Raw genomic sequence first — 21,255 nt, 5'->3', positions numbered from 1 at the left:
AACACGAATGATATCGACTCACAAAAAAAAGAAAATTGCTTTAATTGGTTACCGTCTGAGCGGAGGTGGAAGCGATAAAGTGATGGCAAATTTGTCGATCTTTTTTGAGCAACAAGGTTCTGAAGTCGATATTATTATTGTTTTAGACGAAGTAGGTTTTCCGTATTCCGGGAAATTAGTGAATTTGGGTTTGCTGAAAAATAAAACAAATGGAGTTTTCAATAAAATTAAGCGCTTAAAGGCTTTAAACACTTACTTGAGACAAAATAAATTCGATTTTATTATTGATTTTCGTTTCCGAACCAAGATAATTCAGGAACTTATTTTGTCCCGATTTATTTATAATACCAAAACGATTTTCACGGTTCACAGCTTTTTGATCGATCATTATATGCCAAATAATTCGTGGTTGACACGTTTGATATACAATCATTGTTTGGCGAATGTCGCAATTACAGATGAAATGAAAACCTTGATTGAAGAGAAACATCAATTACAAAATGTAGTTAAGATTCATAATCCAGTTTATTTGGAAGAAATTGTAAAAAAGCAAAATGAAAAAATAGATCTCGAATTTGATTTTATAATCGCCGTTGGTCAATATGAAAATGAAATAAAACAGTTTGATCAATTGATTTCAAGTTATGCGAAGTCCGATTTGTCTCAAAAGAATATTCATTTAGTGATTGTTGGAAATGGTGACGAATCAAAACTTAAAAAAGCAATTTTGGAGAATAATATTTCAGAATTTGTTCATCTTTTAGGTTATCAAAACAATCCTTTTAAATATCTTCGAAAAGCAAAATTTCTAGTTTTAAGCAGTAAAAATGAAGGTTTTCCAAATGTTATTTTAGAAGCTTTAGCGTGTGAAATTCCTGTTGTTTCTTTTGATTGTGATTTTGGGCCGAGAGATATGATTGCTGATTTTGAAAATGGAATTTTAGTAGAAAACCAGAATTGGGAAAAACTAACGGAAGCTTTGAATTTATTGATTTCAGATGATGCTTTGCGTCAGAAATTGAAACAAAATACTTTAAAAAGCATTGAACCTTTTTTATTAGAAAAAATTGGAAAACAATGGTTAGATTTGTTAGAAGTACATTAGAAATATGGTAACAATTCAAAATATAGAAGTGTTAAAAATTCTTGTTGAAGAAGTCTTAAGTAGAAATTTGGCTTATATAGCGAATAACCATTTTAAATTCTAAAAAATGAAGTTGCTGTATATTGTTCCAAAGATAAAAAACGCTGGAGGAGTTGCTCGGGTTTTGTCAATAAAAACCAATTATTTTGTAGAAAATTTTGGATATGAAATTCATATTTTATCTCAAAATGAAAATGGCAAACCGCCGTTTTACAGCTTCAATTCTAAAATACACTTTCATGATATTTCTTTAGAAGGAAATGCAGTTGTTTTCCTGAAATCCTATCAATCGCAAGTAAAACAGAAAATTAAAGAGATTCAGCCTGATGTTATTTTAGTTGCAGACAACGGTTTAAAAGCGTTTGTTTTTCCTTTTTTGATCAAAACAAAAATCCCGATTGTTTTCGAATCTCATGGTTCTAAATTTATTGAAGAAAAACCGTTTGGAAATGATTTTCTCTCAAAGACATTTACAAAAGTTAAGTATCGTTTTAAAGATTTTGCAATTGAAAAATTTACCAAAATTGTAGTTTTATCTGAAGAAAATAGAAAAGAATGGAATGTTGAAAATGGAATTGTGATTCCGAATCCGTCTTGGATTCAAACGGAAACGGTTTCTAATTTAAAACATAAAAAAGTAATCGCGATTGCTCGGAATTCTTATGAAAAAGGATTAGATCGATTGTTGTTGATTTGGGAAAAAGTAATCAAAAAATATCCAGATTGGACTTTAGATATTTATACGGATGATGTTATTTCTTTAGAAAATATAATTACCGATTTAGGAATAAAATCAAACACAAATATTTTTTCTTTTCAGAAAAATATTAAAGAAAAATATGTCGAAGCTTCAATTTACGCCATGACATCTAGATCAGAAGGTTTTCCGATGGTTTTGTTGGAAGCAATGGCTTGTGGTTTGCCTTGCATTGCTTTTGACTGCCCGACAGGTCCACGATCCATAATCACAAACGCCGAAAATGGTTTTTTGATTCCAGACAATAATATTGAAATGTATGTTGAAAAACTTTCCTTTTTAATGGAAAATGAAGAAGTTAGATTGAAGTTTGGACGTGATGCAAAAGAGACTTCTGAAAATTACTCGGTTGAGAAAATAATGGGGAAGTGGAGGCAGTTTTTTGAGAAGCTTTAGTTCCGCTATCCTGCAAGGTTTTCAAAACCTTGTAGGTTTTAGTTAAGTTAAATGTGGAAAAGTAATACCTACAAGGTTTTGAAAACCTTGCAGGAGAAATGTCCCAATTTATAAAGATCAAAAAAGAATAAAGAAGGTTTTTCGGAAAGTAAATTTCTTTCGATTTTTATTTGACTTTTTTTGAAAATAGAAATAGCAAAATGAACCAACTTTAATTTTTTAAGTGCTTCAAAAGCTTTAATTATTTTACTTTCATCTGAAGAAATTTTTCCAGAATTATAAAGAAAAACTAGATTTTCAAGCGCTGTTTTTGTTTTGGCTAAAAACACTTCAGAAGTTTCTAAATTCAGATGAAAAGTTGGATTTTGTATTTCGGAAATTTGAAAATGATTTTTTTCTAAAACTGAAAAGAAAAGCAAATCTTCATAGCCATATTTTGTGATAAATTCATCAAATGGAAATTGTAGAAAAACTTCTTTTTTGATTAATAAATTAGAAGTTAAGATTGCAACAGTTTCTCTTTTCTGACCATAAATCCAACGTAAAAGCTTTTCTTTTTGAGGCTTTTTATCTCCATAAACAATGCCACCAAAAACAATTTTTTGTTCAGAATTTGAAATTGCAGAAATGTAGCTTTGGATAAAATTATCTTCTGCCGGAAAAGTATCGCAATCCAGAATCAGCAACCAATCATATTTTGCTTTTTGAGCTAAAGAATTGATGTTTTTTCCTCTTCCGAAATTGTTTTCATTTATAAAAAAGGAACAATTAGAAAAAGAATTAATTTCTTGATTTTGAATGTTTTTGTTGGAGTTGGATGCGTCGTCCTGACAAAGAATTTCAAAAGTAATTCCGCATAAATTGCATTGCTTTACGAGTTCTTCAACAAGCGAAAAAGCATCATAATCATAAACCGGAATTAAAATGGAAAGCATTACACGCTTCTTTGCACCACTTCAAAGATTCTTTCATCCTCGCATTTCAATGTTTTAGAAGGGAATTTCATCAATAAAGCATAATCATGAGTTGCCATGATAACTGTTTTGCCATTGGCGTTGATGTTTTTTAAAACCTCTAAAACTTCTGAACTTGTCTGAGGATCAAGGTTTCCTGTTGGTTCATCGGCCAAAATAAATTCAGGATCGTTAAGCAAAGCTCTTGCAATTGCAACACGTTGTTGTTCACCACCCGAAAGTTGGTGAGGCATTTTGTTTAGGAAATTGATCATTCCTACTTTGTTTAAAACTTCATCGATTTTATGTTCCATTGCTTCTTTTTCTGTCCAGCCAGTTGCTTTTAGAACAAAAAGCATGTTGTCTTTTACAGAACGGTCTGGAAGCAATTTGAAATCCTGAAACACAATCCCGATTTTACGTCTTAAATACGGAATATCATTTTCTTTTAAAGTTGCCAAATCAAATTCAACAATATGTCCTTCGCCTTCAGTTAAAGGCAAATCTGCGTACAAAGTTTTTAAGAAACTACTTTTTCCAGAACCTGTTTTTCCAATGATGTAGATAAACTCACCATGTTGAACATCTAAATTAATATGAGATATAATTTTTCTTCCTTCTTGATATATAGTGACTTCTTTAAGCGACAGTACGGTTTGTGACATAATAAAATTGATTTGATTGGTAAAAGTAATAAGATAACGATTGGATTCAAAATAAATTTCAATCATTTCTTAAGAAAAATTCTAGAAAATGAAATGAAAATTTAAACCGTATAAGTGATGTAAGTTCGTTTTAGTTCATCTGCTAAAACATCCTAGCTTATAATTACTTATATAACTTATAAGTTGAAAAAACGGTTTTTATTGTGCGTTAAAATGTCTTCGGTTGAAGATTTGTTTATAATAAAAGCCAGAAACGTTTCGTTATAAACGGTATAAAATGATAAATTTGAATACTAAATAAAACTAAAATGCGTAGACTTTCCTGGTTCTTTTTACTCCAAATTATTCTTATTTCGACCACGGTTTCGGCACAAAAATCAGCTATATACACTTACGATTTAAAGGATTTTGATAAAGCAGTGGCTTTATACAATGACAAGCAATACGCTTCGGCACAACATATTTTTGAATATGTAAAAAATAATGTGGCACCAACTGAGGAGGTAAAATCAGATTGCGCTTATTATATCGCAAACTGCGCCATTAGAACCAATCAGCCAAATGCTGATGCTTTGATGGAGAAATTTGTTGACGATTATCCAACAAGCACCAAACAAAATCAGGCTTATATTGAAGTGGCGCAATATTTCTTCGAACAAGGAAATTACCCAAAAGCGTTGCAATGGTTTGATAAAGTGGATGAAACTTATATGAGCAAATCGGATTCTGATAAATTTAATTTTCAGAAAGGGTACAGTTATTTCAATGCCAAAAAGAAAAAAGAAGCTACAACGTATTTCAACAAAGTGGTGAACTCTCCTGAATATGGTTCACAAGCCAAATATTATTTAGGATTTATGGCGTATGAGGGCGACGATTACAAAGAAGCGACTAAATATTTTGATGAAGTTTCTGGTGAAGAAAAATACAAAGAGAAGCTTTCGTATTATCAAGCTGATATGAATTTCAAACTTGGAAATTTCCAAAAGGCAATTGATTTGGGCCAAAAGGCAATGGCAAAATCAAATGAAATTGAAAAATCAGAATTGAATAAAATCATTGGAGAAAGTTATTTTAATTTAAAACAATACGACAAGGCGATTCCGTTTTTAGAGAAATATGCTGGTAAAAAAGGAAAATGGAACAATACCGATTTTTACCAATTAGGTTACGCATATTACGAGCAGAAAGACTACGAAAAAGCGATTTCTCAATTCAATAAAATCATTGAAGGAAAAGATTTCGTTGCTCAAAATGCTTATTATCATTTAGGTTTAAGCTACTTGAATACAGGCAAAAAACAAGAAGCGCTGAATGCTTTCAAAAATGCTTCTGAAATGGAATTCAATGCTCAAATTCAGGAAGATGCGGCTTTGAATTATGCTAAATTGAGTTATGATATTGGAAATGCGTACCAAACTGTTCCAGGAATTTTGCTTGATTTCTTAAAAAAATATCCAAATAATTCTAGCCGTTCTGAGGTTGAGAAATTATTAGTTGATTCTTATATTTCGACTAAAAACTACAAAGAAGCTTTAGTTTTATTGGAAAAAAATAAGTCTGCTGAAAACAAAGCTGCTTATCAAAAAGTGCTTTTTTACAGAGGATTGGAATTGTACAATGAATCTAATTATGCCGAAGCTGGAAAAATGTTCAAAAGTGCCATCAGCGAACAAAAAACGCCTGAATTTACTGCACGTGCCACTTTTTGGAAAGCAGAAACAGAATATCTAAATGATGATTTTCAGAATGCTTTATTGACTTACAAACAATTTGCAGGTCAAGCTGCTGCAAAATCGACAGAAGAGTATAAAAACATCAATTATAATATTGGTTACACGTATTTTAAACTGAAAGATTATGATCAGGCGGCGAATTCGTTTCAGGCGCAAATTGACAATTCACCTTCAGATAAAGTTCGTTTGAACGATTCTTATTTGCGTTTGGGAGATTGTCGTTTTGTGACTTCAAAATATGCTCAAGCAAACGAAGCTTATGCAAAAGCGATTGCGGCAAAAGGTGTTGATGCTGATTATGCACAATTTCAAAAAGCACTTTCGTACGGATTCATGTCAAATAACGCAAAGAAAGTTGATGAATTGAACAACTTTATTCAGATGTATAAAAAATCATCGTATCGCGATGATGCTTTATTCGAATTAGGAAATACGTACGTTGCAGAAAAGAAAAATGATCTGGCAATAAAAACATACGATCAGTTAATTTCAGAGTTTAAAGACGGGTCATTTACTTCAAAAGCGATTTTAAAACAAGGTTTGATTTATTATAATTCTGATCGTGATGAATTGGCTTTGGCGAAATTTAAAAAAGTAGCGGCTGAATTTCCAAAAAGCCCAGAAGCTTTAGAAGCAGTTTCGACAGCGAGATTAATTTATGTTGATTCAGGAAAAGTAGATGAATATGCGACATGGGTTAGAACTTTAGATTTCGTTTCGGTTACCGATGCTGAGCTGGATAATGATACTTACGATGCGGCTTTCAAACAATACAGCCAAAATAACAGCAAAGCGGCAATTACAGGTTTTGCGGGTTATGTGGGCAAGTTTCCGACAGGATTACATGCTTTGGAAGCTAATTTTTATTTGGCGCAATTGTATTATGCAGACGGTTCTGAAAATAAATCGACTCCAAATTATCAATATGTAATTGATCAGCCTAGAAATGAATTTACAGAACAAGCTTTGAATAGATTGGCACAAATTTATTTAAAAGCAAAAGATTGTGATAAAGCAATTCCAGTTTTGGTTCGTTTAGAAAAAGAAGCCGATTTTCCTCAGAATAAAACCTTTGCGCAAGCAAACTTGATGAAATGTTATTATGACAAGAAAGATTATGACAATTCGGTTATTGCTGCAGAGAAAGTTTTGGAGAACCCAAAATCAGATGCAGGTGTAAAAGCTGATGCGCAGATTATTGTTGCCCGCGCGGCCATGCAGACAAGAAACGAAGACAAAGCAAAAGCAGCTTATGCAAAACTTTCGGCATCTTCAAAAGGAGAATTAGCTGCCGAAGCGTTGTATTATGATGCGTATTTTAAAACGAAAGAAGGAAAATTTGACGCTTCGAATGTTGCTGTACAAAAACTAGCAAAAAGCTATTCAGCTTACAAATATTACGGAGCGAAAGGCTTGGTTTTAATGGCGAAAAACTTCTACGGATTGAAAGACAGTTATCAAGCAACTTATATTTTGGATAATGTAATCAACAACTTTACAGATTATCCGGATGTTGTCGAAGAAGCTAAGACTGAATTAAGTGCAATTAAGTTAGAAGAGTCCAAAACGAATTCGTCTATCAGTAAATAATTTTATAAGTGAGAAGTAATATGTTATCTGTAAAATGAAAGATAACAGAATTACATTTTACATTTCACAAAATACATTTCACAAATTATGAGTTTACCTTTTTATATAGTTGATGTTTTTGCTGATAAAAAATATGCTGGAAATCAATTGGCAGTTTTTTTGGATGCAGGAAATTTGAGTTCACAGGAAATGCAGCAAATTGCGCGCGAAATTAATTTTGCCGAAAGCACTTTTGTAACCAAACTTGACCAAGAAAATAATAAAGCAGAGATTAAAATATTTACGCCGGCTCAGGAAATGCAGTTTGCAGGTCATCCAATAATTGGGACTTCATGGGTTTTGATGAATAAAGTGTTCGGAAATTCGCCTGAAAATATCACTTTAAATGTTCCAATTGGACCAATCCAAATTAATCAGTCAGAAGGTTTGATCTGGTTGAAAGCGGCACAGCCAAAATTTTGGGATGTTTTCTCGAAAGAAGATTTTACATCGTTTAGTAACCTAGTTGTGAGTGATTTTGAAAATCAATTTCCAATTCAGGAAGTTACCACAGGGAGCGCGTTTGTACTAGTACCGTTGAGCAGTAAAAAAGCATTAGAAAATCTGGTTTTAGATAAAGATAAAGCCGATCAATGGATGAAAAATCATTGCAAAACAGATCATAGAGGACTTTATTTTTATTATTTGGAAGGTTCAAAAGTATTTAGCCGACTTTTATATGTGCAACACAACCAGCTTATGGAAGATGCAGCGACAGGAAGCGCAAGCACTTGTTTGCAAGCTTCTTTATTAAAAAATCATTTGCCTGAAATTGAAATAGTAAATCATCAGGGAGATTATATGGGACGTCCGTCTGAGATTTATTTCAAAGGAAAATTAAGCGATAATAATTTCGATATTAATATTGGAGGAAAAGCGCAGTTTATTGCAAAAGGAGATTGGGAAGTTTAGATTGAGAAAAGAAGAAAGAAGCGAGAAGAAAGAAACAAGAAGAAACATTAAGATATTAGAAAGTAGAAAAGATAGAGAAAAATAAGAATAAAGAAGAAGTTTTTCTTCTTTATTCTTGCATCTTTTCTCTAAAAAAGAAAGAAATATGAAAATTAAGTGCCGAAATAAAATAATTGTTTTGCTAGTATTATTTGCCTGCCAGCTTTCGTTTTCGCAAGTTAAGAAAAATGAAACCATTGGAACCGAAACGGTAAACGTAGTAAAGCCTTATTCACCAACAATATCAGATGCTTTTAAAGTAAAGGAAACCCCTTCTTTGGACGATTCTGGAAACCAACCTAAGGAAACAATTAAATACAGTATTTTGTCTGTTCCTGTGGCATCGACTTTTACCCCGTCAAAAGGAAATGCACAAGCTGTTGATAAATCTAAAAAAGAAAGACTTTTCAATAACTACGCCACTGTAGGAGTTGGAAATTATGGGACATTAAATGCTGAATTATTTGTAACTCAGGATTTGGGAAACAATGATTATGTTGCCGGAATGCTTCGTCATCATTCTTCACAAGGCGGTATAAAAGATGTCAACTTGAACGATGAATTTTATGATACAGCATTAAATGTTGGTTACGGCGTAATCAATCGTGATATGTCTTGGGGCGTTGATTTAGGATATCAAAATCAGCTTTATAATTGGTACGGTCTTCCAGCTGATTTTGGGATGAATCTACCGCCAGATACGCAAGAAGATTTAATCAGAGGAATCAATCCGAATCATTCTTATAATACCATTTCTCTTGGAGGAAATATCGAATTTACAGAAGGAATATTTGATAAGATTTCAACCAGATTTACGCATTTTTCAGATAGTTTTTCATCTTCAGAAAATCGTTTTTATGTGAAACCCTCGTTCAATGTTGATATAATGGATCAGGCAATTCATACCAATGTTGTTGTTGATCATGTAAGTGGTTCTTTCGAAAATAACTACACTTTAACGAATACAGAACCTGTAAAATATAGCTTGACCAATTTTGGAATTGAGCCAAGTTTTGTGGTTCATGAAAATGATTGGACACTTGAATTGGGCGCTGGTTTATATTATGCTTTAGATTCTGAAAACAGCGGCAACAAGTTTTATATTTATCCAAAAGTGAATGCTTCGTACAAATTAGTGGGTGATTTGATGATTTTCTATACAGGTGTTAACGGTAGTTTAAATCAGAATTCTTATGCTGATTTTGTGACCGAAAATCCGTTTTTGTCGCCAACTTTAGAGATGAGACCTAGCAGTACGCAATACAATGTTTTTGCAGGGTTAAAAGGTAAATTAGCAAATAATATTAGTTATAATTTGACAGGTTCGTTCCTAAATGAAAAAGAAAAAGCCTTGTTTAAAAGCAATGATTATACAGAGGATTTCTCGAACCAGAATTATGCTTTTGGGAACTCTTTTGGAGTTGTTTATGACGATGTAAGAACGCTTCGTTTTTACGGAGAATTAAAAGCAGATTTTTCTCAAAATGTATCTTTCGGAATCAACGGAACTTTTAACAGTTACAAAACAGATGGTTTAGAAGCTTGGAACTTGCCGTCTATGAAAATAAGTTCAAATTTAGATGTCACTATCACGAAACAATGGTATGCTGGGTTGAATGTTTTCTTTGTTGGAGAGCGTAAAGACATGCAGACTAATTTTGACGTGGCAACACTTGGAGTTCCAGTTACTTTAAAAAGTTATTTTGATGCCAATGCACATCTTGGATATAAATACAATGAGCGTTTAACTTTCTTCTTAAAACTGAACAATATTGGAAATCAAGCCTACCAAAGATGGCTGAATTATCCAGTTCAAGGTTTTCAGGTTTTAGTAGGAGGTAATTATAAATTCGATTTTTAAGTTTTCAATACGAAGACAGTAGGACGTTGAGTTTTTTTGACGTCTTTTAGCCATGGGTTCATGAATTTTTTGGAGTAGATTCGTGAATTCATGGCTATTTTTTTTGCACCAACAAAAAACCTTTGCACCTTTGCGTCTCAGAACCTCAGAACCTTTAAAAATGACTTTCAAACAAAAAATACATTCGCATTATTTACAAATGGTTCAAGACCGAATTGATGTTTTTAAAGACATGATTTCGGGATTAACCGAAGATTCTAAAAACGATGCAAAAGGTTCAGCTGGCGATAAACATGAAACGGCTTTGTCGATGATGCATATCGAGCAGGAAAAACTGACCAATAAACTAAAAGAAGCAATCGCTCAAAAAGCGATTTTAGATAAAATTGACGCTTCCAGAAATACTGAAAACATTATTTCTGGAAGTTTAGTAAAAGCAAACGGAATCTATTTATATGTTAGTGTTGCACTTCCAAAAATTGCAATAGACGGAATCAATGTTATTGCGCTTTCTCCTCAATCTCCTCTTGGAAATCATTTAATGGGAAATAAAGTTGGGTTTGAGTTTGAGATTAATAAGACGCATTATACTATTCAGAGTATTGAGTAATTAACGTTATAATGTGAAGTCCCTACGGGACAATTTTAGCTGTGAATATATTTTTCTACCAATATCAAACTCCTATCGGAGTAAATCTCGGAGAGATTAAATATTGGTAGAAAGGAAATTAGTGTGAATCATTAATTTGTCCCGTAGGGACTAAATAACATAAGCTATTCCGCGAAGAAAATCGCCAATCTTTGTAGAATTCTATTGTGATTTACTTCATCGGTTTGCTGTCGCTCGAGTCTCCCTTCGGTCGAATGACAAGATTGAGTAAAAAATAGTTTCTGAATAGTTTTATACTTCCTCTTTGCGAATCTTTCATCAATATTTTAACATCTTAAAATTTAATTCAAACATTTCTGTAAAACCTTAAATTTTACGCGCATTTTATCTTCAAAATTGAAATTTTTAAGTTTAGGTCATTTTTTGATGTTAAAATTTTACATTTTATATGTAAAATTTAATTATTGGTTTTAAATTACAACTTAAATAACTATTTGTGTTTTTCAATTATAACCATTACCGCATCTTTGCCTTATCAAATTAAAAATTACAAAATAAAAATATAGAATTATGTGCGGAATTGTATGTGCCTTTGATCTAAAACAAAAAGCCGAAACTTTAAGACCTCAAGTATTAGAAATGTCTAAAATCATTCGTCACCGCGGACCAGACTGGAGCGGGATTTACAGTAATGATAAAGCAATTCTTTCTCACGAGCGTTTGGCGATTGTCGATCCAGCTTCAGGAAAACAACCTTTATTTACAGAAGATAAAAAGTTGGTTTTGGCTGCAAATGGTGAAATTTACAATCACAGAGATCTTCGCAAGCAATTTGAAGGGAAATATAACTTTCAAACAGAAAGTGACTGCGAAGTTATTTTGGCACTTTATAAAGAAAAAGGACCTCATTTTGTTGATGAAATGAACGGAATCTTCGGATTCGCAATTTATGATGTGGATAAAGATGAGTATTTCGTAGCTCGTGACCATATGGGAATTATTCCATTGTATATTGGTTGGGATCAACACGGAACTTTTTATGTAGCTTCAGAATTAAAAGCTTTAGAAGGATATTGTACAAAAATTGAATTATTTCCTCCAGGGCATTATTTGTCTAGCAAAGACGGTGAATTTGTACAATGGTACAAAAGAGACTGGACAGAATATGATGCAGTAAAAGACAATGAAACAAGTATTCCAGAAATCAAAAAAGCGCTTGAAGCAGCGGTTCACAGACAATTGATGAGTGACGTTCCTTATGGAGTTTTACTTTCAGGAGGTCTAGATTCGTCTATTACTTCGGCTGTAGCCAAAAAATATGCAAAAAACAGAATCGAGTCTGATGATACTACAGAAGCTTGGTACCCGCAATTGCACTCGTTTTCAGTTGGTTTAGAGGGTTCGCCAGATTTAGCGGCTGCAAGAAAAGTAGCAGATCATATTGGGACTATTCATCACGAAATCAAATTCACAATTCAAGAAGGTTTAGATGCTGTTCGTGATGTAATTTACAACCTTGAAACTTATGATGTAACTACAGTAAGAGCTTCGACTCCAATGTGGTTGATGGCGAGAGTGATCAAATCAATGGGAATCAAAATGGTGCTTTCAGGTGAAGGTGCAGATGAGTTGTTTGGAGGGTATTTATATTTCCACAAAGCGCCAAACGCAAGAGAATTCCACGAAGAAAACGTTCGTAAATTAGGAAAACTTCATATGTACGATTGTTTACGTGCAAACAAAAGTTTAGCAGCATGGGGAATTGAAGGTCGTGTTCCGTTCTTGGATAAAGAATTTATGGATGTTGCAATGCGCATCAATCCACAAGATAAAATGATCAACAAAGAACACCCTATGGAAAAATGGGTAGTTCGTAAAGCTTTTGAAGACATGCTTCCTGAAAGTGTTGCATGGAGACAAAAAGAACAATTTTCTGATGGAGTAGGATACAGCTGGATTGATACTTTGAAAGAAGTTGTAGCAAGAGAAGTTTCGGACGAGCAATTGGCAAATGCGAAATACAAATTCCCATTGCAGACACCAACTTCAAAAGAAGAATACTACTACCGTTCAATTTTTACAGAACATTTCCCAAGTGATGCTGCAGCATTATGTGTTCCGCAAGAAGCAAGTGTGGCGTGCAGTACAAAAATTGCTTTGGAGTGGGACGAAGCTTTCAAAAACATGAACGATCCTTCTGGAAGAGCTGTGGCAAACGTTCACGACGACGCTTATGTTAAAGCATAAACAAGTATAATTTTAGAATTAGTATATATATTGCAGAAAAACGTTCTCTTAATTGAGGACGTTTTTCTTGTCTAAAGTTGTTAAATTGTTTGTTTTTAGATAGTTGTAATGTGTTTTAGACGATAATTTGACTTTCTTTTTTATATTTGACATTTAACGAAATAAAGTTAAATCCCTTATATTATAATTAAGATTATCAAGGAAAAGCAGAAAATAATATTTAGTTTTGCTGCAGATTATAAATTATAATCGTTTTTGCAGCTAATTGGCTTCATATAGTGTGTTTGAAGAAAATAATAAGTAAAAAAAGTAGAATATGTCTGGATTATTAGCCGTAATAGGCAAAGGAAAAGACCCTAAACTTGTACAAGAGCTTTCAGCAAGAATGTCTCATCGCGGTCCTGATGAGAGTGACCTGCACATTATGGATAATGGAAGTGTGCTTTGCCACGAAAGCTTATCAATTGTTGACTTAAAGACTGGCAAACAGCCTATTCAAGGAACAAATAGAGCGTGGATGATTCATGATGGTGAAATCTACAATTATGAGGAATTAAAGAATACCATTTTAAAGGATCATACATTCAGAACCAATTCAGATTCAGAGGTAATTGTTCATTTATATGAAGAATTTGGATATAATTTCTGCAATAAACTAGATGGAGATTTTGCTTTCGTTATAATCGACGGAGACGATTATATCGCAGGAAGAGATCCAATTGGTGTAAAGCCACTTTATTACGGACTTGATGAAAGAGGAAGAATTTATTTTTCTTCTGAAATGAAATCAATTGCAGATCAATGCAAATCGTTTTCAACTTTTCCTCCGGGACATTATTACACTGCAAAAACCGGCTTTGTAAAATACTATCAGCCAGAATGCGAAGATCATAAAAAAGCGATCGAAAATCTTGATTTAGATTTAATTCGCGAAAGCTTAATTGAGGCAACTCGCAAGCGTTTATTGAGCAATGTGCCTTTAGGATCTGTATTGTCTGGTGGTTTAGATACCTCGTTGATTTCGTCTATTACTTCAAGACTTTTAAAAGAAAACGGACAAAAACTGCATACATTTTCTATCGGTTTAAATGCCGATGCGCCAGATAATATAGCGGCTCGAAAAGCAGCAGCGTTTTTAGGAACGGAACATCATGAAATTCACTTTTCTGTAGAAGAAGGTGTTAAGGTTTTAGAGCAAGTAATTTATCATATTGAAACATATGATATTATTTCTGTGAGATCTGGAGTTCCAATGTACTTGTTGTCAAAAGCAATTGCTGATGCCGGAATAAAAGTGGTCCTTTCAGGAGAAGGTGCCGATGAGATTTTTGGTGGACATTTATATTTTAGAAATGCGCCTTCAAGAGAAGCATTTCAGGATGAAACTATAGAGAGGGTTCAAAAATTGTTTACGGCCGATTTGCTTCGTGTGGACAAAACTACAATGGCGCATGGTTTAGAAGCCAGAGTTCCATTTTTAGATACTTCATTTTTAGATGTTGCGATCCGAATCAAGCCAGAAGAAAAACAGCCGAAAACATACGACGGAATTGAAAAATATATTTTAAGAAAAGCATTTGATACGCCAGAAGATCCGTATTTGCCAGCAGAAGTTTTATGGCGTCAAAAAGAACAGTTCTCTGATGGAGTTGGCTATAAATGGGTTGATGAGTTGATTGAATATTGTGCAACACAAGTAACAGACGAGCAATTGGCGGGCGCAAGTGCAGAATTCCCATACAATTCACCAACAACAAAAGAAGCATATTTATACAGAAGTATTTTCCATAAATATTATCCGCAGGTAAGCGCGGCGCATACGGTTCGCAAATGGATTCCGAAATGGCAGGATAATCTTGACCCAAGCGGAAGAGCAAATGCGGCACATGTAAAAGTGCCAGGTGTTGAACTTCCAAAATCTGGAATTACAGTTTAAGAGCGTCTTTAAAATTATAAATTATAAAACCCGAAACGGCATTTTAAAAGCTGTTTCGGTTTTTTTTGTTTTTAGTTTAAAAGGGTTAATTACATTCCTTTACGGCATTCCGTAAAATATTAAAAGTAAGTTAATAAGGGTTTTCTGTCTTGGAAAAATATTATATTTGGTTACCAAGAATAAATTAACATTAAACCACTAAATAATCTATGAGAAACCTATTACTAAGCGGAATTCTATGCTGTTCATTGATTTCCGTGAGTTCAGTTTGTGCACAAAAATCGGCGGCGCCTAAAGAGACACCTAAATTTATTACCAATGTCGAAGGTGTCAAAGAGTATTCTTTAAACAATGGATTAAAATTGCTTTTAATTCCAGATGCATCACAAAGCAATATGATTGTCAATATTGTTTATAGTGTAGGTTCTCGAAACGAAGGTTATGGTGAAAAAGGGATGGCGCATTTGCTGGAACATATGCTTTTTAAAAGCACAAAAAATCTTGGAGATATTAAAAAAATGCTTTCAGATAAAGGAGGAAATGCGAACGGGACGACTTGGCTTGACCGAACTAATTATTATGAAATTTTTCCGTCAAATGATGAAAATCTAAAATGGAGTATTGAAATGGAAGCCGACAGAATGGTGAACTCCACCATTTTACAGGCTGATCTTGATAAAGAATTTTCGGTAGTGCGAAATGAGTTTGAAATTGGAGAAAATAATCCTGATGGAGTTTTGCAAGAACGTATTCTTTCAACTGCTTATTTGTGGCATAATTACGGAAACAGCACAATTGGAAGTAAAGAAGATATTGAACGAGTAAAAGCAAACAGGCTTCGACTTTTTTATGAGAAATATTACCAGCCAGATAATGCAACTGTGATTGTGGCAGGTAAATTTGATGAGAAAAAAGCATTGCAGTATGTTGGACAGTATTTTGGCGCGATTCCGAGGCCAAAACGAGTTCTTGATAAAACCTATACAATTGAACCTGCTCAAGACGGAGAAAAATACGTAGAATTAAAAAGAGCTGGAGACAGCAAAAATGTTGGTGCGGTGTATCATACGGCATCTTATGCTGATAAAGATTATGCCGCAATTGATGCTTTGGGCGAAATCTTGACAGCAGATCCATCTGGCTATTTGTATAAAAGTTTAATTGAAACACAAAAAGCATCTAGCTTTTATTTTTGGCAGCCTACTGTAAGAGATGCTGGTTATATTTATTTTGGAATTGCAATTCCTAATAACAAAGATGTAATGGAAACCAAAGAAATTGTTAGAACGGAACTTGATAAAATCGCGACAACACAATACACAGATCAGGATGTAAGCAGAGCACAGGCAAAAATCATGAAACAACTTGATGCTGTAAAAAACAATACGATTTCGTATGCTATAAACATGACCGAGATTATTGGAGCGGGTGATTACCGACTTGGATTTTTATACAGAGATGCAATCGAAAAATTAACAAAAGAAGATATTCAGAGAGTTGCAGAGAAATATTTTAAAGCAAATAATAGAACAGTTGGTGTATTTATTCCGTCAAAAGATGAAGTACGTGTAAAACCAAATGAATATACAGATGAGCAGTTAGTTGCTTTCACCAAAGATTACAAAGGAAAAGCTTTAGAAAAAGAAGCTGCGCCATTTGAAGCGTCGATTAAAAATCTAAAACAGAATTTAGTTGAAGGGAAATTATCAAACGGAATAAAATACGGATTGATCAAAAAAGAAATCAAAGGTGGCAAAGTCAATGCGAGTTTTAAATTTCCAGTAAGCAACGAAAAAGAGTTGGAAGGCAAAACTGATGTAGCCGGAATTCTTGCTCAATTGCTAAAAACCGGAACAAAAACGCAAACTAAAGAGCAAATTCAAGATCGTTTAGATAAACTGAAATCATCTGTTAATTTTAATTTTTCAAGACAAACTTTATCTGTCAGCATCAGCACTTATAAGGAAAACTTTAAAGAAGTGATGGAAATTGTGGGAGATTTGTTGGCTAATTCTACTTTCCCAGAAAATGAATTGACAAAAACAATCAGCGATTACAACACCTCTTTAGAATCTAGTCTTAACGATCCGCAGTCTGTTGCGTTTACAGAAATTAATAGACAGACTACAAAATATCCTAAAGAAAGCGTTTTTTATACACCAACTATTCAAGAGCAAATTGATGCCTTCAAAAAAATAAAACAATCACAAATTGTTGATTTTTATAGCAATATATTGGGTGGAAATAATGGTATTGGAAGCGTTGTAGGAGATTTGGATCCTAAAACTACAGGTGATATTTTAGAGAAAACATTTGGAAAATGGAATTCTAAATCGAAATATGAGCTAATTAAGCCAACTTATTTTGATACACAAAAAGAAGATAGAGATATAGTTACACCAGACAAAGAAAATGCTGTTGCTATAGGAAGAATCAGTTTTAAAATGGACAGAAAAAGTCCAGATTATCCGGCTTTTATAATGGCGAATGAAATGCTAGGAAGCGGCGGATTTTTGAGTGCTAGAATTCCGATGCGATTAAGAGAAAAAGAAGGAATCAGTTATGGTGCGGGTTCTTTTATTGACGTGCCAATTACAAACGATGTTGCAGCCTGGTCGTATTTTGCATTTTTGAATCCGACGAAAAAAAATGCAGTTGAAACCGCCGCAAAAGAGGAAATTGCTAAAGCGTTAAAAGATGGATTTACAGCTGAAGAATTAAAATCAAATTTAGTGAGCTGGCAAAACGAAAGAAAAACAAGATTAGGAACGGATTATACTTTGATGGATTTGACAAATACGTATCTTCAATACGGAATTCCGTTAGAAGATTATGATGATCTTGAAGCTAAAGTAAAAGCGCTAAAAGTGGAAGAAGTAAACACTGTTTTGAAAAAATATCTTTCTCTTGATAAAATGAGTTCAGTTTACGCAGGAGATTTCAATAAAAAATAATAAAAATTTAAATTCCAATTGAGAATTCAGTTGTAAAAACATCATATCCGGAATGACTTAAATGTTATTTCGGATATCGTTTTTTATGGCATTTTGTTTTTTTGAGTTTTGGTCGCGATGCTTCACGAAGAAATAATAAGAATTTAAATTGAATGTTCTTTTTTTTATTGCCTTTTTTTGATAATATGTTAATAACTTAAGCGCTTTAAATGCTATTTTAACGGATATATAATCCGCGTTTTTATATATTTGCGTGTTAGACAATAATTACATTTTTTTAGAATAAATTATATGAGCGAAGAAATCAAGAAGAACAATTATTCAGCAGATAGTATTCAGGCATTAGAAGGAATGGAGCACGTAAGAATGCGTCCATCGATGTATATTGGAGATGTGGGGGTTCGAGGGCTTCATCATTTGGTTTATGAAGTAGTTGACAACTCTATTGATGAGGCGATGGGAGGTCATTGCGACACAATTGGAGTTGCTATTAATGAAGACGGTTCGATTACAGTTGAGGACAACGGTCGTGGTATTCCAGTAGATTTACATAAAAAAGAAGGCGTTTCTGCACTTGAGGTTGTAATGACTAAAATTGGTGCCGGAGGTAAATTTGATAAAGATTCATATAAAGTTTCTGGAGGTCTTCACGGTGTTGGGGTTTCGGTTGTAAACGCACTTTCGGTTCATATGAAATCGACTGTTTTTAGAGATGGAAAAATCTACGAACAGGAATATGAAAGAGGAAAATCATTATATCCGGTAAAACAAATCGGAGAAACAGATAAAAGAGGTACTCGTCAGACATTTTACCCTGATAATACCATTTTTACACAAACTACAGAGTTCTCTTATGATACTTTGTCGGCTCGTATGCGTGAGCTTTCTTTCTTAAACAAAGGAATCACCATTACTTTTACAGACAAAAGAGAAGTTAATGAAAAAGGCGAATTCAAAAGCGAAGTTTTCCATTCTGATGAAGGATTAAAAGAATATATCCGTTATTTAGATGGTAACCGTGAGCCAATTATTTCTCACGTAATCAGTATGGATCACGAAAAAGGTGAAATCCCGGTTGAAGTTGCTTTGATCTATAATACAAGTTACACAGAGAATATTTTCTCTTATGTAAATAATATCAATACACACGAAGGAGGAACGCATTTACAAGGTTTTAGAAGTGGTTTGACAAGAACACTTAAAAAATATGCAGATGCTTCTGGAATGTTGGATAAACTGAAATTTGAAATTTCTGGAGATGACTTCCGTGAAGGTTTGACAGCGATTATTTCGGTAAAAGTAGCAGAGCCTCAGTTTGAAGGACAGACAAAAACAAAACTTGGAAACAGAGAAGTAGTTTCTCCAGTTTCTCAAGCAGTTGGAGAAATGCTTGAAAATTATTTGGAGGAAAATCCAAATGATGCTCGTGTTATCATCCAAAAAGTAATCTTGGCTGCACAAGCTCGCCACGCTGCTAAAAAAGCGCGTGAAATGGTACAGCGTAAAACCGTTATGGGCGGTGGAGGATTGCCAGGAAAATTATCAGATTGTTCTGAGCAAGATCCTGCAAGATGTGAGGTTTACTTGGTCGAGGGAGATTCGGCGGGTGGAACTGCAAAACAAGGACGTGACCGTAACTTTCAAGCTATTTTGCCATTGAGAGGTAAGATTTTGAATGTTGAAAAAGCGATGCACCATAAAGTGTTCGAAAACGAAGAGATTAGAAACATCTTTACAGCTTTAGGAGTAACAGTTGGTACAGCAGAAGACAGTAAAGCATTAAATATTGAAAAACTAAGATATCATAAGGTAATCATCATGTGTGATGCCGATGTCGATGGTAGCCACATTTCTACCTTAATATTAACGTTCTTCTTCCGTTTCATGAAAGAGCTTATTGAAGAAGGACACGTATATATTGCGGCGCCACCTTTATACTTAGTTAAAAAAGGAAATAAAAAAGAATATGCTTGGAACGATGTTCAACGTGATCAAGCAAATGAAAGAATGGGCGGAAGTGCTAATATTCAGCGTTATAAAGGTCTTGGAGAGATGAACGCGGAGCAATTATGGGAAACTACAATGGATCCAGAATTCAGAACTTTGCGCCAAGTAACAATCGATAGTCTTGCTGAAGCTGACCGTGTTTTCTCAATGTTAATGGGGGATGAAGTACCGCCTCGTAGAGAATTTATCGAGAAAAATGCGGTTTACGCAAATATTGACGCATAAAATGAAAATTTAATAATTCCAATTCGTTTAATTGTTTAAATTTACTAGACAATTAAACGAATTGTCTGTTTAAGGAATAGACAAATTAATAACCGATAAAGTATAAAATATGAAAGTTACCATTGTAGGAGCAGGAAATGTTGGAGCTACTTGTGCAGATGTTATTTCTTATAGAGGAATTGCCAGCGAGGTAGTATTGTTGGATATTAAAGAAGGTTTTGCCGAAGGTAAAGCGTTGGATATTATGCAATGTGCCACAAACACAGGTTTTAATACCAAAGTGTCTGGTGTGACCAACGATTATTCTAAAACTGCTGGAAGTGATGTAGTAGTAATTACATCTGGAATTCCAAGAAAACCAGGAATGACAAGAGAAGAATTAATTGGTATCAATGCGGGAATTGTAAAAACAGTTGCCGAAAATGTACTTAAATATTCTCCCAATACAATAATTGTTGTTGTTTCGAATCCGATGGATACAATGACATATTTGGCCTTAAAAGCAACAGGTCTTCCAAAAAACAGAATAATAGGTATGGGCGGCGCATTAGACAGCTCACGTTTTAGAACGTATCTTTCATTGGCGCTGGATAAACCTGCAAATGATATTTCAGCAATGGTAATTGGAGGTCATGGCGATACGACTATGATTCCGTTAACGCGTTTAGCATCTTATAATGGTATTCCGGTTACGCAATTTCTTTCAGAAGAAGTGCTTCAAAAAGTAGCTGCCGATACAATGGTTGGTGGTGCAACTTTGACGGGTCTTTTGGGGACATCGGCTTGGTATGCTCCAGGAGCTTCTGTAGCGTATTTAGTGGATAGTATTTTGAACGATCAGAAAAAAATGATTGCTTGTTCAGTTTTTGTTGAAGGCGAATATGGACAGAGCGATATCTGTATTGGAGTGCCGTGTATAATCGGTAAAAACGGGGTTGAAGAAATTGTAGATATTGATTTAAACGACCAGGAGAAGGCATTATTTTCGAAAAGTGCAGATGCAGTTCGTAACATGAATGATGCTCTAAAGTCGATTTTAGTATAATAAAAACAGTAAAAAAAAGAAAAGGCTGCACTTTTGCAGTCTTTTTTTTGAGATTAATTAATAAATAAATTGCTTAATCATTTCGAGAATTATATATTTGCTCGGTTTAAAAAAAATGTTGTAATTCGTGATCTCGATT

At 33.9% G+C, this 21,255-nt stretch carries 13 protein-coding genes; 11 read left to right on the top strand and 2 right to left on the bottom strand.

What is annotated here, in order from left to right; genetic code table 11:
- Window positions 1-7 precede the first annotated feature (7 nt).
- A complete protein-coding gene (locus FND99_RS07915; protein WP_144337433.1) occupies window positions 8-1,105 on the top strand; it encodes a glycosyltransferase in 1,098 nt (365 codons plus the stop codon).
- 106 nt (window positions 1,106-1,211) lie between these two features.
- Window positions 1,212-2,297 carry a glycosyltransferase family 4 protein gene (locus FND99_RS07910; RefSeq protein ID WP_144337432.1) on the top strand — a complete coding sequence of 362 codons (1,086 nt, stop codon included), beginning with the start codon at window positions 1,212-1,214 and terminating at the stop codon, window positions 2,295-2,297.
- A 68-nt stretch (window positions 2,298-2,365) separates the two neighbouring features.
- Here the strand turns inward: FND99_RS07910 and FND99_RS07905 are convergent, their stop codons facing one another.
- Window positions 2,366-3,232, bottom strand: a complete 867-nt coding sequence (locus tag FND99_RS07905) for a glycosyltransferase family 2 protein (protein WP_144337431.1) — start codon at window positions 3,230-3,232, stop codon at window positions 2,366-2,368.
- Complete coding sequence (locus FND99_RS07900; RefSeq protein WP_144337430.1) at window positions 3,232-3,915, bottom strand: cell division ATP-binding protein FtsE; 684 nt, start codon at window positions 3,913-3,915, stop codon at window positions 3,232-3,234. The genes FND99_RS07905 and FND99_RS07900 overlap by 1 nt, the downstream gene beginning before the upstream one ends.
- Window positions 3,916-4,223: 308 nt before the next feature.
- Here FND99_RS07900 and FND99_RS07895 point away from each other — a divergent pair, with 308 nt between their 5' ends.
- The 9 genes from FND99_RS07895 (at window position 4,224) to mdh (ending at window position 21,116) form a co-directional block, all read left to right on the top strand.
- Window positions 4,224-7,241 (top strand): tetratricopeptide repeat protein, encoded by a 3,018-nt coding sequence (locus FND99_RS07895; RefSeq protein WP_144337429.1) that lies wholly within the window; start codon window positions 4,224-4,226, stop codon window positions 7,239-7,241.
- An 87-nt stretch (window positions 7,242-7,328) separates the two neighbouring features.
- The gene (locus tag FND99_RS07890; RefSeq protein ID WP_144337428.1) at window positions 7,329-8,192 is read left to right on the top strand and encodes a PhzF family phenazine biosynthesis protein; all 864 of its coding nucleotides are present in this window, start codon (window positions 7,329-7,331) and stop codon (window positions 8,190-8,192) included.
- Window positions 8,193-8,337: 145 nt separating this feature from the next.
- Entirely contained in the window at window positions 8,338-10,092 is a 1,755-nt protein-coding gene (locus FND99_RS07885) for a TonB-dependent receptor (protein ID WP_144337427.1), read from the top strand.
- A gap of 160 nt (window positions 10,093-10,252) precedes the next feature.
- The gene (locus FND99_RS07880) at window positions 10,253-10,702 is read left to right on the top strand and encodes a GreA/GreB family elongation factor (protein ID WP_144337426.1); all 450 of its coding nucleotides are present in this window, start codon (window positions 10,253-10,255) and stop codon (window positions 10,700-10,702) included.
- A 570-nt stretch (window positions 10,703-11,272) separates the two neighbouring features.
- Window positions 11,273-12,949, top strand: coding sequence for an asparagine synthase B (gene asnB, locus FND99_RS07875; RefSeq protein ID WP_144337425.1), 1,677 nt, complete (start codon window positions 11,273-11,275; stop codon window positions 12,947-12,949).
- Window positions 12,950-13,265: 316 nt separating this feature from the next.
- Window positions 13,266-14,885, top strand: a complete 1,620-nt coding sequence (gene asnB, locus FND99_RS07870; protein WP_144337424.1) for an asparagine synthase B — start codon at window positions 13,266-13,268, stop codon at window positions 14,883-14,885.
- Between the two features lie 209 nt (window positions 14,886-15,094).
- Window positions 15,095-17,839, top strand: coding sequence for a M16 family metallopeptidase (locus FND99_RS07865; RefSeq protein ID WP_144337423.1), 2,745 nt, complete (start codon window positions 15,095-15,097; stop codon window positions 17,837-17,839).
- A gap of 291 nt (window positions 17,840-18,130) precedes the next feature.
- Window positions 18,131-20,071, top strand: coding sequence for a DNA topoisomerase (ATP-hydrolyzing) subunit B (gene gyrB / locus FND99_RS07860; RefSeq protein WP_144337422.1), 1,941 nt, complete (start codon window positions 18,131-18,133; stop codon window positions 20,069-20,071).
- 109 nt (window positions 20,072-20,180) lie between these two features.
- A complete protein-coding gene (gene mdh, locus FND99_RS07855) occupies window positions 20,181-21,116 on the top strand; it encodes a malate dehydrogenase (protein ID WP_144337421.1) in 936 nt (311 codons plus the stop codon).
- The last annotated feature ends 139 nt before the right edge of the window (window positions 21,117-21,255 follow it).

It is taken from the genome of Flavobacterium daemonense (assembly GCF_007341385.1).
GTDB lineage: Bacteria > Bacteroidota > Bacteroidia > Flavobacteriales > Flavobacteriaceae > Flavobacterium > Flavobacterium daemonense.
The sequence above is the reverse complement of the archived record's forward strand: the minus strand, read 5'-3'. Positions and strand labels throughout refer to the sequence as shown.